Origin of the sequence: Pseudoalteromonas sp. c7(2019), from assembly GCF_011378625.1 — a bacterium.
In the GTDB taxonomy this organism is placed as follows: Bacteria; Pseudomonadota; Gammaproteobacteria; order Enterobacterales; family Alteromonadaceae; genus Pseudoalteromonas; species Pseudoalteromonas arctica.
On sequence record NZ_WTKS01000017.1, the window covers coordinates 59,152 to 73,467 of the forward strand.

General features: G+C 37.0%; 20 protein-coding genes. 2 read left to right on the forward strand and 18 right to left on the reverse strand.

Annotated features, from left to right (window positions below):
* Positions 1-23 precede the first annotated feature (23 nt).
* The 12 genes from GQR38_RS16885 to dapA form a co-directional block, all read right to left on the reverse strand.
* Complete coding sequence (locus GQR38_RS16885; protein WP_007580812.1) at positions 24-452, reverse strand: acyl-CoA thioesterase; 429 nt, start codon at positions 450-452, stop codon at positions 24-26.
* Positions 445-1,989 (reverse strand): aromatic amino acid ammonia-lyase, encoded by a 1,545-nt coding sequence (locus tag GQR38_RS16890; protein WP_024593020.1) that lies wholly within the window; start codon positions 1,987-1,989, stop codon positions 445-447. Before GQR38_RS16890 ends, GQR38_RS16885 begins: the two co-directional genes overlap by 8 nt.
* A complete protein-coding gene (locus tag GQR38_RS16895) occupies positions 1,982-2,950 on the reverse strand; it encodes an acyltransferase (protein WP_165722737.1) in 969 nt (322 codons plus the stop codon). The genes GQR38_RS16890 and GQR38_RS16895 overlap by 8 nt, the downstream gene beginning before the upstream one ends.
* Entirely contained in the window at positions 2,940-3,689 is a 750-nt protein-coding gene (locus GQR38_RS16900) for a glycosyltransferase family 2 protein (protein WP_007580819.1), read from the reverse strand. The genes GQR38_RS16895 and GQR38_RS16900 overlap by 11 nt, the downstream gene beginning before the upstream one ends.
* Complete coding sequence (locus tag GQR38_RS16905) at positions 3,682-4,047, reverse strand: thioester dehydrase (protein WP_024606158.1); 366 nt, start codon at positions 4,045-4,047, stop codon at positions 3,682-3,684. The genes GQR38_RS16900 and GQR38_RS16905 overlap by 8 nt, the downstream gene beginning before the upstream one ends.
* Positions 4,031-5,395 carry an AMP-binding protein gene (locus tag GQR38_RS16910; RefSeq protein WP_024591743.1) on the reverse strand — a complete coding sequence of 455 codons (1,365 nt, stop codon included), beginning with the start codon at positions 5,393-5,395 and terminating at the stop codon, positions 4,031-4,033. The genes GQR38_RS16905 and GQR38_RS16910 overlap by 17 nt, the downstream gene beginning before the upstream one ends.
* Entirely contained in the window at positions 5,388-5,954 is a 567-nt protein-coding gene (locus tag GQR38_RS16915) for a hypothetical protein (protein WP_024591742.1), read from the reverse strand. Before GQR38_RS16915 ends, GQR38_RS16910 begins: the two co-directional genes overlap by 8 nt.
* 4 nt (positions 5,955-5,958) lie before the next feature.
* Positions 5,959-6,204, reverse strand: coding sequence for an acyl carrier protein (locus GQR38_RS16920; RefSeq protein WP_002958648.1), 246 nt, complete (start codon positions 6,202-6,204; stop codon positions 5,959-5,961).
* Positions 6,205-6,225: 21 nt separating this feature from the next.
* Positions 6,226-6,483, reverse strand: coding sequence for a phosphopantetheine-binding protein (locus GQR38_RS16925; protein ID WP_007580830.1), 258 nt, complete (start codon positions 6,481-6,483; stop codon positions 6,226-6,228).
* On the reverse strand, positions 6,480-7,262 hold the full coding sequence (locus GQR38_RS16930; RefSeq protein WP_197117314.1) for a lysophospholipid acyltransferase family protein: 783 nt from the start codon (positions 7,260-7,262) through the stop codon (positions 6,480-6,482). The genes GQR38_RS16925 and GQR38_RS16930 overlap by 4 nt, the downstream gene beginning before the upstream one ends.
* Complete coding sequence (locus tag GQR38_RS16935; protein WP_197100563.1) at positions 7,255-7,968, reverse strand: beta-ketoacyl synthase chain length factor; 714 nt, start codon at positions 7,966-7,968, stop codon at positions 7,255-7,257. Before GQR38_RS16935 ends, GQR38_RS16930 begins: the two co-directional genes overlap by 8 nt.
* Positions 7,969-8,086: 118 nt before the next feature.
* Positions 8,087-9,004, reverse strand: coding sequence for a 4-hydroxy-tetrahydrodipicolinate synthase (gene dapA / locus GQR38_RS16940; RefSeq protein ID WP_165722736.1), 918 nt, complete (start codon positions 9,002-9,004; stop codon positions 8,087-8,089).
* A gap of 171 nt (positions 9,005-9,175) precedes the next feature.
* Between dapA and GQR38_RS16945 the strand changes: the two genes are divergently transcribed.
* On the forward strand, positions 9,176-9,829 hold the full coding sequence (locus tag GQR38_RS16945) for a DUF6058 family natural product biosynthesis protein (RefSeq protein WP_165722769.1): 654 nt from the start codon (positions 9,176-9,178) through the stop codon (positions 9,827-9,829).
* 87 nt (positions 9,830-9,916) lie between these two features.
* Entirely contained in the window at positions 9,917-10,780 is an 864-nt protein-coding gene (locus GQR38_RS16950; protein WP_165722735.1) for a delta-class carbonic anhydrase, read from the forward strand.
* Positions 10,781-10,853: 73 nt separating this feature from the next.
* On the opposite strand, the gene GQR38_RS16955 is transcribed toward GQR38_RS16950, so the two are convergent.
* The 6 genes from GQR38_RS16955 to GQR38_RS16980 form a co-directional block, all read right to left on the reverse strand.
* A complete protein-coding gene (locus GQR38_RS16955; protein WP_165722734.1) occupies positions 10,854-11,618 on the reverse strand; it encodes a 2-keto-4-pentenoate hydratase in 765 nt (254 codons plus the stop codon).
* 138 nt (positions 11,619-11,756) lie between these two features.
* The gene (locus tag GQR38_RS16960) at positions 11,757-12,161 is read right to left on the reverse strand and encodes a hypothetical protein (RefSeq protein ID WP_002958658.1); all 405 of its coding nucleotides are present in this window, start codon (positions 12,159-12,161) and stop codon (positions 11,757-11,759) included.
* 109 nt (positions 12,162-12,270) lie between these two features.
* Positions 12,271-12,429 (reverse strand): hypothetical protein, encoded by a 159-nt coding sequence (locus GQR38_RS16965; protein ID WP_007378675.1) that lies wholly within the window; start codon positions 12,427-12,429, stop codon positions 12,271-12,273.
* A 26-nt stretch (positions 12,430-12,455) separates the two neighbouring features.
* Positions 12,456-12,800: a hypothetical protein gene (locus tag GQR38_RS16970; protein WP_165722733.1), complete on the reverse strand. Its 345-nt coding sequence runs from the start codon at positions 12,798-12,800 to the stop codon at positions 12,456-12,458.
* A gap of 414 nt (positions 12,801-13,214) precedes the next feature.
* A complete protein-coding gene (locus tag GQR38_RS16975) occupies positions 13,215-13,505 on the reverse strand; it encodes a hypothetical protein (protein WP_165722732.1) in 291 nt (96 codons plus the stop codon).
* A gap of 107 nt (positions 13,506-13,612) precedes the next feature.
* A complete protein-coding gene (locus GQR38_RS16980) occupies positions 13,613-14,023 on the reverse strand; it encodes a hypothetical protein (RefSeq protein ID WP_165722731.1) in 411 nt (136 codons plus the stop codon).
* Between the last annotated feature and the right edge of the window lie 293 nt (positions 14,024-14,316).

The window sequence follows — 14,316 nt, forward strand, 5'->3', positions numbered from 1 at the left end:
TTAATCGCCTATAAAATAAAAATTTAATTCAAAACCGCTTTTAACTTATTAAATAAAATAGCGGGTGATTCAAATTGCATTTCTTTAGAGCTAACCTCAACCGCAACTTGTGTGGTTGAGGCTTTAGTAAGGCGCTTGTTAGTTAGCGAGTCAGTAATTACGTAATCAATCCGTAGTCGGTTCTCGTATTCTTTTAAATAAGCCGCTACTTTGATTTTTTGAGTAAATACCGCTGAGGCGACATACTTTATTTGCATATCAACAATAGGCCACGCGTAGCCCGATTCATGCATTTGTGGGTAATCATAATCAAATAAACGCAGTAACTCGCAGCGCGCTACTTCTAAGTAACGTGGGTAGTTACCATGCCATACAACATTCATTGGATCGCAGTCATGAAATGGAATTTCGATTTCTACCACATGCGTTAATAATGCACCTTTACTATTCATACAACGCCCAACGTTTAGTTTGAATATACCCTATTGTTTGCCTTAGCACGGCTTCCATTGGTCTATCCTCAGTGAGGTTTTCAAAGTAATCAGTTATATCGGTATACATGTTTTGCATATCTTGCGTTAAAGTCGAAAACTCAAGATCGCCTTGTTTTATACGCAATCTAACACCTTGAATACTTGCTAATAACGTACTTGCTAACACTTGTTCTGTTAGCTGTAAAATACGTAAACAATCGCGAGACGCAATAGTCCCCATACTCACTTTATCTTGATTATGACACTCTGTAGAGCGAGAAAAAACGCTGGCCGGCATGGTTAGCTTTAATGCTTCAGCAGTGTAAGCACTACAGCCAATTTGAACCGCTTTAAAACCATGATTAATATAACGGCGCTCTGGTGCACTATCAGACAAGTTTGAAGGTAGCCCATTGTTGTACTTAGTATCAACCAAAGAAGCGATTTGTCTGTCTGCTAAATCAGCAAGGTTTGCAACGGCTGTTTTCATGCTATCCATTGCCATTGCAATGTGGCCTCCGTAAAAATGCCCGCCGTGTAATACATGCTCACCTTGGCCGTCAATTATTGGGTTATCGTTTGCTGAATTAAGCTCGTTTTCTATCATGTGCCTAAAAAACGGCAGACTGTCTTGCAGAACACCAATAACATGGGGTGCACAACGGATTGAATACCTATCTTGAAGTCTGTCTGCATTACGAGGGTGATCGTGATGGTTTAAATCGTCTCTTATCCAACGTGCAATTTGCTGCTGCCCAGGATGTGGCTTAACTGAAAATAATATCTCATCAAAATGATGGCTATTTCCTTTAAGCGCTAAACTTGATAATGCAGTAATACGGCTCGCCAGTTTAGCTAAGTAATTAGCCCTATCAAACGCTAAACACGCTAATGCAGTCATTACCGCTGTGCCATTCATAACGGCAAGACCTTCTTTTGGCCTTAGTGTTAGAGGTTCTAAGCCAACTTCTTTCATAACTTCAGCACTGTTACGTACTTGGTCTTTGTAAAACACATCACGCTCGCCTACCATCGCACCTGCAACGTAAGATAACGGTGTTAAATCGCCACTGGCACCTACTGACCCTTCTTGTGGGATCACAGGCACTATATCGTTATTTAAGTAATCTTTAAGTAGGTGCAGCATTTCCCAGCTAATACCAGAGTAGCCCTGTGAAAGTGATGTTAAGCGGGTTGCTAAAATTGCACGCCCTTGCACTTTATTAAATACATCCCCGAGTCCACAGCCGTGAAAGCGAGTTAAATGCAGAGGTAATTCATCAACTAAATCAAGGGGTACAGCCACCGTTACAGAATCACCGTAACCAGTAGTAACGCCGTAAATTACGCCATCTTCTTTTAAAAGTGTGTCTAAAAAACGCAAAGCGCTATTAATTTTAACGCTAAAAGTTTCACAGCTATTTAATTGCACTTGTGTTTCATTAAAGGCAACTCGAACAATATCTTCAATTGATAATCGCTGATTGCCAAAAAGCTGTATATTTTGTTCAGTCACACTTGTTCTCCATTGATTGATCGCGCACTACCTGCTGATCACTTTTCCAAAAATCGTAAAAATTAAACCACTGATAAGGATATAAAGCTGCGTAATAACTCAAACGCTGTGCATAGTCAGTAATAATAAGTGTTAGCGCCTGCTGTCGCTCTCGTCGAGGCATTTTTAATGATTGGCTGTAATGTTCAAATATCACTTGATACTTTTTGCTTTTTTTATCTTTTAAACAAAACAAAAAGTAAACAGGGCAATCAAGCAGCGCGGCTAATATAAAAGGCCCCTGTGAAAATGGGGCTTTTTTGCCTAAAAATGGTACCTGTACCGACCGAGAAGCCGTTGTTGTGCTTGTTCTGTCGCCAACAATAACGATTATTTCTCCTTGTTCTACTTTTTCTTTTAGTAAAATAGCTAAGTCAGGCCCCATATCAGTCACTTGTATTAAATTAACCGACACATTTGGGTTAATCTTTTTAAGCATTTTATTAAATTCAACAGCGTGATGGGTAAACACCAGTACATTTATTTTTTTACTGCTGCGGTGCTGGCTAAGTGCCCTGCACACCTCTAAATTACCCAAGTGGGAACCTATAAAAATAGCCCCTTGATTTTGCTCATCTAGCTCAGCAAATAAATGCTCATTAGTGTATTTAATATCACGTTGGGTTATTCGCCCAAGCCAAGCATCAATTTTATCTAATGCGCTATCTGCAAAACTGCAAAAGTGCGTTAATTGCATTTTAAACGTAACAGGTTGTTTGCAGCCTTGGTAAACATTAACCTGCGCTAAAAACGCTTTAGATGCTACACGCGCTACTTTTCCTGTTAAAAAAAGATAAAAAACCACAGGAAACAAAACAATCCACAGCCCTTTTCTACCCAGTAATTTATGAGCAAATAACAGTATTTGAATACCTAAAAAATTACCGCGTTCTTGCATTTTAGACCAGTGTTTAGCGGCCATAACGCCTCTTTAATTTATGCCAAATTAACACAGGAGAGCGAATCAACATTCCAAAAAACAAGCGGGTGTGTAACCACGAAATACGCACGTTATCGTGTAATGGCTGAAAATGAGAAAGCCCATTTTCGGGGTAAATTACTTGGCTAGGTAAAAATACAAAAGGCACATTGCGCCAATATAAACGCACTAAAATTTCGGGGTCAAAATCCATGCGTTTTCCAAGCGATACCTCATCAATTAGCTTTGTACTTTGCTCAAGCGGATACACTCTAAAGCCACACATCGAATCTACAATTGTAAAACTTAACGTTTCAATCCATACCCAAACATGCGTTAAATAACGTGCTAAATAACGGTGTTTAGGCACTGAATCGTCATATATTGGGCAACAGCTTATAAGCGCTTTAGGCTGAGCGTTTGAAAGCGCTATTAGTTTTTTAATATCAGATAAGTCATGCTGCCCATCAGCATCAACCTGTATCGCATGCGAAAAACCTAGCTTATGTGCCTGCTTTAAGCCTGTTTGTACCGCGCCGCCTTTGCCTTGATTATCGTCGTGGGCAACTACACTCAACTGCGCGTATTTTGCGTCAAGCTTACTGAACACATTTTTAGCTTCGACGTTGCTTGCGTCATCAACCATAATAATAGGAAGATTAAATGACGATAATTGGCTCAGTACATCATCAATAACCGTAATGTGATTATAATTTGGGATAACAATACAAAAATTATTCATTTATCAGGCTATCAAAAACAACACGGCCAGATGCATGCTGCCCTTTGTTTGAATTATACGAAAAGGTATATTTATTCTCTGCCTTCTGCTCAAGCAATAATTCGATTGTTATACCTGGGGTAATCACTACCTGAAATTTTAATACTTCAACATTTTTAACAGGTTGCTGAACATTATAATATTTACAAATTGCAGCCACAGCCCAGTCTAATTGCACAACACCTGCGAGTATTGGGCCATCCGTAAAATGTCCTTTGAAATAATCTAAATCATGAGGAACTAGTAAGCTTAATTTATACTTTTGCTCTGCTTTTTCACAAGACAGTAAATCAGGCTGTGTTTTAGTCAACTTTTGCAAAAAGACTCTCCAATGCTTTTAAATTTAACTTTGCCTGTGAGTTGTATGGTAATTGATCTACAAAACGCCACTTTTTAGGGATACAAATTCGCTCAAAGCGCGCTAATGCATGCGCTTTTAATAAATTATTTGTAGCTAACTTACCGTCACCATTAAAAAATATCTGCCCTTTATGCGTAAGCACAACAATAGCGCCTACAATTAACCGCTCACCAGGCAAGGCGATTACTTTAGCTTCACTTACCCACTCACTAGTACACAAATGTTGTTCTAGCTCATCTAAACTTAATCGTTTTTCTTCTAATTTTATAATTCGATCGAATCGGCCTAATAGTCTAAATTGACCATTTTTAAGTACTTCGCCTCTATCATCTAAAGGGTAATTTTTGTCGCGAACGAGCGGTGAGTTTAAAATTAAACGCTGATCGTCCAAAGCCCGTACTTTAATACCCGAAAAAGGCTGCCAAAGGCTAACCTTTTCAAGTGAAGTAACTTGTCGATATGCAATACCACCGGTTTCGGTACTACCAAAAACTTGTGTAACTGGTTTATTTAATTGCGTAAACAACGATACAGCATCTTCGTTTAATAGCGGTCCACCTGATGAAAAAATCCATTGTAAATGAGACTTATCATCCACTAAAACATTATCAATACATAACCGTTTTAACTGCGCTGGGCTTGAAACAAACACTACTTTTTTAAATAACTTGAGCTTTGTAGCTATATGTTCTGGGTAATGCAATAGTTCTGTATTTACAACCTTTCCTGCACGTAATGGCCACAATAATCTAAACAATAAGCCGTATATATGCTGATGCGAAACACTCGCTATAAAAATAGGATTATCAATCAGTGCGTAGCTATTAATTAATGTACTTAATTCTTTATTTATTACCTGCCACGTTTTTACAATTGGCTTTGCTTTACCCGACGAGCCCGACGTGTAAAAAACAATTGTGCCTTCTTGAGGCCATTTAATTGTTTCAATAGATACAAAGTGAGGTTGATTGACTAAGGTGCCTATATCTAAAAAATCAGCCTCTAAATCGGCTACTAATTCAGACTCACCAATAAAAAAAGGTGTTTGTTTAAGCAAGGAGTTTAACGTTGCAGGTTGCCCATTAGGCGGCAAAATCACTGTGTTTCCGTGTAGTGCCAAAGCAAATAAGTACACGGCAAATTTGTAGGTGTCTGTGGTGTATAAAACAACCGATGATTTAGCATTTAACGTTGATAGCTTTGCTAAAACTTCGTTTATATCACTAACAAACTGACGCTCCGAAATATCATTATCAGTATGATTAAAACATGTTCTTATCGCATTACTTTGAAAAGCATTAAACACCGGCGTTCCTTTTTACTTTTTGTCTGACTAGCCACTCTATAGCAAACAATGTGCCCATAGCTAAGTAAGCAATAAAACCATTATAAAAAGCCCAGGTTTCTAGGCTACTAAAAATACTGGTGTATAGGGCAATACCACCGTTTAATACAAAAAAAACACACCACACTAGCGTTACTTTTTTTGTATAAATTACACCGTTTTCATCAAGTGAGGGCTCAGTAATGCGCGCAAAGGTTTCAATAATAGAAGGCCCTTTATACAAAGAATACGCAAACACAACTAACATAACTAAATTAATGATTACGGGATACAAACGCAGCCCTAAGTCGCTATCCATTACCTTGGAAATCAAAATAGTAATGGCTGCTAAAAATGTAGCGGGCTTTAACCACGGCATTTTATCAAACAAGGCTCTGCTTAACCAAAGTCTAAGCCCGAGTAAAAATAGCAGTAATACTGTAATAATCTGACTATTAAAACGCGTAAGGCCTACGTACACAATAATAGGGTAGCAAGCCAAGCAAATCATAATTAACGTTGTTAAAACTGCTTTTAACATAGTATTAGTTAACTAACTTTTCTATTTCGGTGACTATGTCTTGCACTGTGCGCACAAGCTTAAAGGCATCAGGCTCAATTTTTTTACCTGTGATTTCTCTTAATTTTACAACTAAGTCAACTGCATCAATACTGTCTAAATCAAGATCTTGGTACAGGTTAGCCTCTAAGCTAATATCTTCTGGGTCTATTTCAAATTCGTTTTCTAAAATGCCGTGTAATACATCATAAATTTCAGCAGCGGTTTTCATCTTTCTTCCTACTTTTATATATTAAGAACGTGCTTGTTCAATAAATTTTGCTAAAGAATTAACTGAGGCAAAGTGCGCTTTAGTTTGATCAGAGTTTGCATCTATTTTCACATCAAATTGCTTCTTTATCGCAAGACCAAGCTCTAATGCATCTATGCTGTCTAGTCCTAGGCCATCTACAAATAAAGCGTCATCATCTTGTATGTCAGCAGTGGTCATGTCTTCAAGGTCAAGGCTTGAGATAATCAGTTGTTTTATTTGTTCTTTTAATTCGCTCATATATTTTTTAGCTCTTGTGTAAAATAATGTTGTAAATCTTTAGTCAATTGGCGTGATTGCATCGCAGGCATATCGCTGTCGTACGTTGCACAATTAAACTGCTGGCTCGCAAGCCCCATTGTAAAATGCGCCTGATATGGCGCGACCTTATACCAAGGTGTGCCTTTGGTTAAAGTGTTTGGCTTCATTTTAATTAAAAAAGTAGTAATGGGCGCATGACATCTAATTGCAATATTTGCAGCGCCTCGTTTAAACTTTAATGTTTTGTGAGGCTCTGTCCGTGTCCCTTCAGGAAATACAATTAAGTTATTACCCTTTTGCAAACTGCGCTCGCATTCTCGTAATAGCTCCTGCGGATCGTCATTACTTATATAGCCGGTGCTTTTAATAACGCCGCGCATAAAAGGATTTTTAAATAAATGCGCCTTTACTACGCAATCTGCATTTTTTACTACCGAAATTAAAACAACAACATCAATTAAAGAAGGATGGTTTGCTAATATCAGTTGCCCTTTTAAGCCTTCAATTTTTGCTTTATCGTTAACATGAAATCGAATAACGCCCGTTACATGCATTAAACTAACAAACAATTTGAAGCTGTAATGTACTGTCTTTCGAGCCTTAATCTTTTGTTTAACTGAGTCACTTTGAAATAGGCGCTGAGCAGGAAAAACAATAAAGGCTAATACTAAACCACCAACCCCAAAAACTGAAAAGCAAAATGCAGTAGCAATAATCCGCCAAATCAACCCACATAACCTTTGTACATTTTTAAGCATGGTATGTAAGCTGCCAATCGTGCTCAAGCGTGTTATGAACAAGTAATATATTGCTTCGCTCATACAAAGCTTTAGCGCATTGAATACTCATTGGTAAGTCGCTTTTTTCCATGCCCGTATTAAATACTTTGTTTAAACTAAAATGGGGTTCGCCTTTTTGCGGCGCTCTTATTATTAAACCAATAGAGTGTGCTATTTGCTGTTCATCGGCGTACTGAGCGTAAATATCGGGGAGAGTCTCGTCGGTATGAACTATTAACATGTGTTGCTGATCGTTATCAGCAAGTCTTACAAAGCCATCTACGAGTGCATAAATAAAGCTTTCGGCTCCTGCAGCTATAGCATTTGTAGCACTTGTATTACCCTGTATTATCCCAAAAAGTCCCGATGCGGCATTATGCACACTTAACCCAAAACCAGTGGGCGACAGTGGCTGATCATTTACTACATCAATAAGTAAGTTAGACGTTTTGTGAAAATCACCGTGGCGAGAAGAAAAAACACTCGGTAAATTAACATAGTTACCTTGAGTGCTTACTTGATGAGCACTAAAGAGTGCCATTTTAATAAAGGAAGTCATTCGGCGTCGCTGCATAGCAGGCACCCAACTAAGATTTAATACGGAGGAATCAAACCAATTACTCTCTTTTATTTGTCGCTGTTCGGGCTTTATCCATATAGCGAGTTCTTCAACAACAAATTTCACAGCTCTGCATATTTTATAATATATAAGGGAAGGAATTTTACCGATTTTAGCAATAGAAGTAAATAATCATTAACAAAAAGCACTGAACTAACACTTTGTTCAGTGCTTGCTCATATTGCTAAGAAAGAAGAGCTATATCATTCTGCTTTAAACACTTAGCTATACCGCCAACAACATCGTTATTATTTAACTCATTAATTAACACTTCGCCTTGAGCTTGCTGCTCATCACTAAGCGGTAAATACGGTAATCTAAATACAGGGTTTACTGCACCTGTCATCATCAACGCGGTATTAATAGCAATCGGGTTTGGTTCACAGAACAACCAGTTCATTAATGGTTGTAACGACGCATTTAGCTCGTTACTTGGCGTATCCATTAACTGACGAAATAACCCAGGTATTAAGTTAGAAGTAACCGAAATAACACCGTGCGCTTTATGTGTGTGGCGCGCATCATGACTTTCGTCATCGTTACCCGACCAACATGCAATACCTTGTTGTTCATAATGGGCAATACGTTCATTACCGCCACACTCTTTTACACCAATAAAATATTCATGCTTAGCGAGTGGCTCAATAATATCAGGTGTTAGGTCTTGACCTGTTCGCCCTGCTACGTTGTAAATAAAGGCAGGTCCAATATCAAGTACGCGCTTAAAGTGCTCTTTAACACCCGCAATAGACGTACGTCCGTAATATGGATTAATTTGCAGTGCTGCATCCATACCGCTGGCAAAGCCATATTTAGTTGCTTTAATCGCTTCACGGGTGTTGTTACTACCGGTATTACCAACAATAACCAGTTTGTCACCATACTTGTTTGCACTGTGCGCTATAAGCATTAAATGCTCTTCCCAGTTCATTAACTGGCCTTCGCCTGTTGTGCCACCAACTACAATGCCGTCAACGCCTGCTGCAATTTGTATTTCTACGAGTTCATCGTACTTTGCTAGGTCTATTTCACCGTTTGCTAAGTATGGCGTTTTAATAGCTGTAATAAGGCTTGCTTGTTTAATTTGGTCTAGGGTGCGCATAAAAAATCATTATTTATAAAACTTGCGCTATTTGTAACATAATTGCCGGTACTTTTGGAGGTGTAAGCCTACATTTAATTATAAAATTTCTTGTGTTATTAAGTTTGGTAATACAAAATGAATAACTGTATATATGAACAGTATTTTATTTTTAACGATACCAGAGGCTTTATGCGTTTATCTGACTACTTAGCAACTCATTTTTATAACACCGATGAACTGTGCCAAGCATTAAATATAGATGCAGATACACTTTTAGCTTGGCAAGAGCGAAGTGTTTTCCCAAAACCAAGTTACTGTATTAAAAGTCAACTTAGCTGCAGCTCATATTCAGGTTTGTATGAATGCGAAGAGTATGACGACTATTACCCGCGCGGCTGTGTTAATTGGGGGCAAGGTCTTTTAAAACAAAAAATAGAATCATCAAGCCATGCTTTTAATTATTTTGCGCAGCAATATACTGCAAGCCTAACTAAACTCGCTCAGCAAGGATTTACGTTTAGCGAAGAGCTATTTGGCTGCGAAATAGACGAGCACTTACAGCAAGTTTGGCAACAGTTTTTATGCAGTAAATATGGCGTACTTACTCAAAATGGATTAATAGACGAAATAGTCTCGGTAGATATTGGCAGACTATTAGTTGACGACATTACCGAACTGCGCAGTAAAGCGAGTTTAAACCAAGAAGAAAGAACGCTACTGCACCCCGCCATGAAGCTTTTAAACAAAGCATTAGGGCATGGCGCCGATCATGAAAAACAACACACATTACGCACCCGCTATATAGATGCACTTATTTTAAAATACGACTTATCTATTAAATAGTTTTGCATTATTTTAGGATTATTTGACGAAAAACAAGATCTGTTAACTTAATTGTTACGAAAAATGTAATTTAAAGGCACTGACTCAATGACAATCAAAACAAAAATAAGTGTAATTTCTGCTGCAATCACTATTCTGTCTTTTAATACGCTAGCTAAAGCTAACCACGAAATAGCAAATGACGACATAATAAAAATGCAGCGTGCAGCACTTGCTAAAAACACTGCGAATAAAGGCTTTGGCCCACAATCTCCACGCAATATTGATAATTATAAAGGCGAAAACACCGTAGTTTTCTCTCATGCCCCAACTTCATCAAACATGAACTTATGTAATATACACTTTCATAAAAATGCTGAACATGCCGGTGGTGAGTTTAGTAAATATGCCGGAAATGGTAATGGAAAAGGCTTTAAAAGTGGCTACTTATATTCAGGCTCTTTAACTAAAAGTGAAAGTAAACCAGCAAAAATTGAAATTTGTCCAAGCGATCACGGCGCGCTTTTAGTTGGCGATACCATTGAGGTTCATAACGTTCATACGTCAGCAATTGTAAAACCAGGCCCTACCTTGGGTAGCTGTTTAAGTGATTCGATTAAAAATCCGCAACTACGTGTTGAAGCTCAAGTATATGTATTAGTAAACGATGCTAACGCACTTGATTTTGCTCAAATAAGCACCGTGTCATCTGTTAATGGTTACTATCAAGCTATTGCTACACCTACAAATACGGGTAAACCGGTTGTTTATAGCGGTTCAACTACTGGTCCTAGTTACAACGAGACAGGCTCTCCTTTTCAAGTAACATGGTCAGTTAAACCAAAAGTAGCAAAGGTTGATATAAACAGTGTTGGCAAATGGTGTGAAAGTAACACCTTTAATGAAGATCATGCTCACGGCGTACGAAATCTCGTAATAAATCCTGCATTACTCTCTAAAATCAATAATTAAAATTTAGCCAAATAAAAAATAACCCGCTAATTAGTGGGTTGTTTTATTATGACCGTTAAAATGAGTATTACGCTTAATGGGATAAAAATGTCACATTAAATGTATTTAAATCTTCATATGTAATACATGTTTGCTCATTGGTATTAAGCTCAACAACACCACAGTAAGAACCAGTTATAAACACTTGCCCTGCTTTTAAGTTAATTCCCTTTGCTGATAAGTAATTAACTGCCCAATAAAGTGGAAGCTGCGCAAGTTCTGCAGGATGCACACCTGCTAGGTTTAACTCCAGCTCAGTTTGCTTAACGTTAATATTTACAGTACTTGCGTTATACGCTTTGGCTTTATCTATTTGTGGGCCTAAATACACGCCTTGATTAGATAGGCCATCGGCCAGCTTTTCAATGTGCGTGCTTGGAGTGTCTTCATCAAACCTTTTTTGGATAAGCTCAAGTGCCAAGTGGGCGCTGGCAAATGCAGTATCCACGTCTTCATTTTTATAGGTCTTATTACTTGGTAAATCGCTTTGCAAAATAAATGCAATTTCTGGTTCAACAAGCGCTTTATTGTTTGTTGTATACAGTGGGCAATTTTCAGCTTGTTTTATAGGTGCATGTAAAAGAGGCGCTAATATAATTGAGCCATTATCTAAAGGCAGCATACACTTCCAGCCATATACCGTTTGATCATTTAAGTAAATCATCAACTTTTGTACTTCTATTGCATCGTCAGTCGAGTCTAGTACTAACTCTTTAGGAAAGTTTGAACGTGCTGGGTTTTCATCTCTTTGTGCTAATAGATGAGTAGCAATTAGTTTTAGCTGTATTGAGTTGTTCACATAAATCTCTTTAAAATACGTTACTGGTTAAGCAGTAAATAGGAAGGATTACATTATTAATGTATTAGCTTAAGCATTAGAACATCATGTTAAATGCCTATAATTAAAATTGTATTTAAAACAAAGCGTGGTAATTATTTAAGTATCAATAGATTTAAGCGATCGTAAAAATAGTCCTAAGCCGCCAAACGCTAAAATTATAATAACAATCAAATCAAACGACGTCATAGTTCGCATACTAAATCGAACACTCGATATAACGCCAAATATGAGTGCGGTTAACGAACCTAGAGATAGCACCCAGCCTAAAATATTTTTAGAATTGTAAAAAATCAGACCCACACCAAAAATAAATGGGATCATAACCATGCCGCCTGTAACGCCAAAGCCACCTAAAGCATTAACACTATAAATGCGAGAACTTAGTCCAAAATTAGAGGTCACCGAAATTGCGTTTAGCAGCATATAAAAGCCACCGCACATCATAATCAAACCAATAAAAAAATGCCCAATACCACCAGAGCTTCCACCCGCACCTTTCATTATTAATTATTCCTTTTATATTTTTAACTTAATCGTTTTAAATGGTAATTACTCGACTATTAACATTGACCGCAATCTACATAATCAATCAGTGCACACGCGAAAACACTTATCGCGTAATTACATGCCAAATAACATAAAACCAAGATAAAAAACCATGCAAAATTGCCCATAACACAGACTCGTTAGCACTCCATGAAATAGCAATTGCTAGGGCCGTACCAAAAGAGACTCCATATTTTACTATTTCATTTCTTGAGTTTCTCATTAATTATATTCCTAGTTTTTAACTTATTAGCTGTTTGATTTGCTTACTAAAACTGACAGTTCTTTACCATCAATAATAATACTTGCTTCTTTGCCTAGTTCAACAACTAAAGAGGGAGCCATATGTTTTCCACCTAGTTTTAGGTCAGTTGCTAAACTAACAGTAGAATCATCAATTGGCGTTACTGTAAGAGCAAAACTATACGAATTATCAACTGAAACTGACGCCTCTTCGTTTGAATTGACTACTAAAACAGGTGAGCCAATTAAGTTTTTATTATCATAAAATTTGGCATTTACTACAAAACTATCATTAGCTTGTGCAAATGAAACAAAGCCTAACAACGCTATTATTGCGATTATTTTTTTCATTATTATCTCCATATAAATTATACAGTTTAAAGCTGTTAAGGCTTTATTGGCTGTGATTTTTTAGCTAGCAATTTACCAGCTAATGATTAAAAACTTATGTTTTAGCTCTGATGACATAACCAACGCCCAGCGAACTAATATAGAACAACACTCCAAATACACTAATATCAATGAGTAGCTTTAGAATGTCAAAAGTATCTGTAAACACAAGATACTCAAAAGTAAATAAGTGAAATATAACTTTTGATCCGAAATACGCAGTTAATAAAGGGATTACAAAAATAAGAATAGATTGATTTGATTTATTAATTTCCATACCCATGTCTCCATTATTAGTTTAATTAACTCAGCTGTAAAATAGGTAAGTACTGAAGGACGAAAATTGCCAGCGGCTAGCCTCCCTTCTCGCCTTAATTACTTATACGGTGCTACCTTGAATTCTCTGCTTTGTAATTCATGGTAGTTATTTATCTTTGCAACTGCATTTTTGACTTGATCAGAAGTTGCACTTTTACAGAAGTATAGAACATATCCTCCCGTAATATCTTTATTAGAACTGAATGCATATTCAAGACCGAACTTTTCACACAATACGTCTTCAATATAATCCTTGTGATCGTAATCAATTAATTCAATTGATGCACCCCATTCAACGTGTTCTCTAACTTCAATTTTTGACAAGATATATCTGAATTCATCAAACATGTCACGTATACCTTACGTCTTATAATAGAAAGTGGTTAGTTAAAATATGCAGAAGTAAGGAGCCTATTAACAACTACCAGGCTTATAGTTAAATTACTACCTAAGATTTACCCTACTCTAATTCCCATCGTCATAGGTGGATAAACATGTCTGATAACAAAATTTTTTTCATTATCAAAAGTTAGTTTAAATTGATTTACTACGCCTTCACCTAAATGATCACTTTCAACAATGTCGCATATTCGGCTCGGCAGTTTTGAAATATTAAAAGGGTACAATAATTCAATTCTTTCTACAGGTTCTATACTCAAGCCTAAACTTGGGTAATAACCAATAGCGTCAACTTCACACGGTTTAATTAAATAAGTTTTGCCATCTTCAAATTCTAAGGTTATTTCATAGCAAATCAAAAAACCTTCATTACTCTTATCTTGCCATGCTAGGTGAACTTTTTCGTGAATATGACTTAATGAAACAGCTATAAGAACTTTTCCTTTCAAACTATTCAAGTCGAACATATATGCTTAATGCCTTAAATTACATCTTTCTATATTTACACCAGAGAATTTTAATGTAAACAACAAATTAAATAGGCTATTTATTAGAGTGGGTTGTGATATCAAAACGACTTTTAATAAAGTTATGAACCTCTTTTGATTTCGACGCACTACGAATGCGAATTAACAAAAAAGAGTCCTAATAGGTTTCATTGATATTGGCGAAGTTGAGTATTTAGGCAGGTTGGGCTGTAAGAATGAAAGGTGATGTAGGTTAACAGCACCTATTTGAGTATTTACTTTATGATATGTAA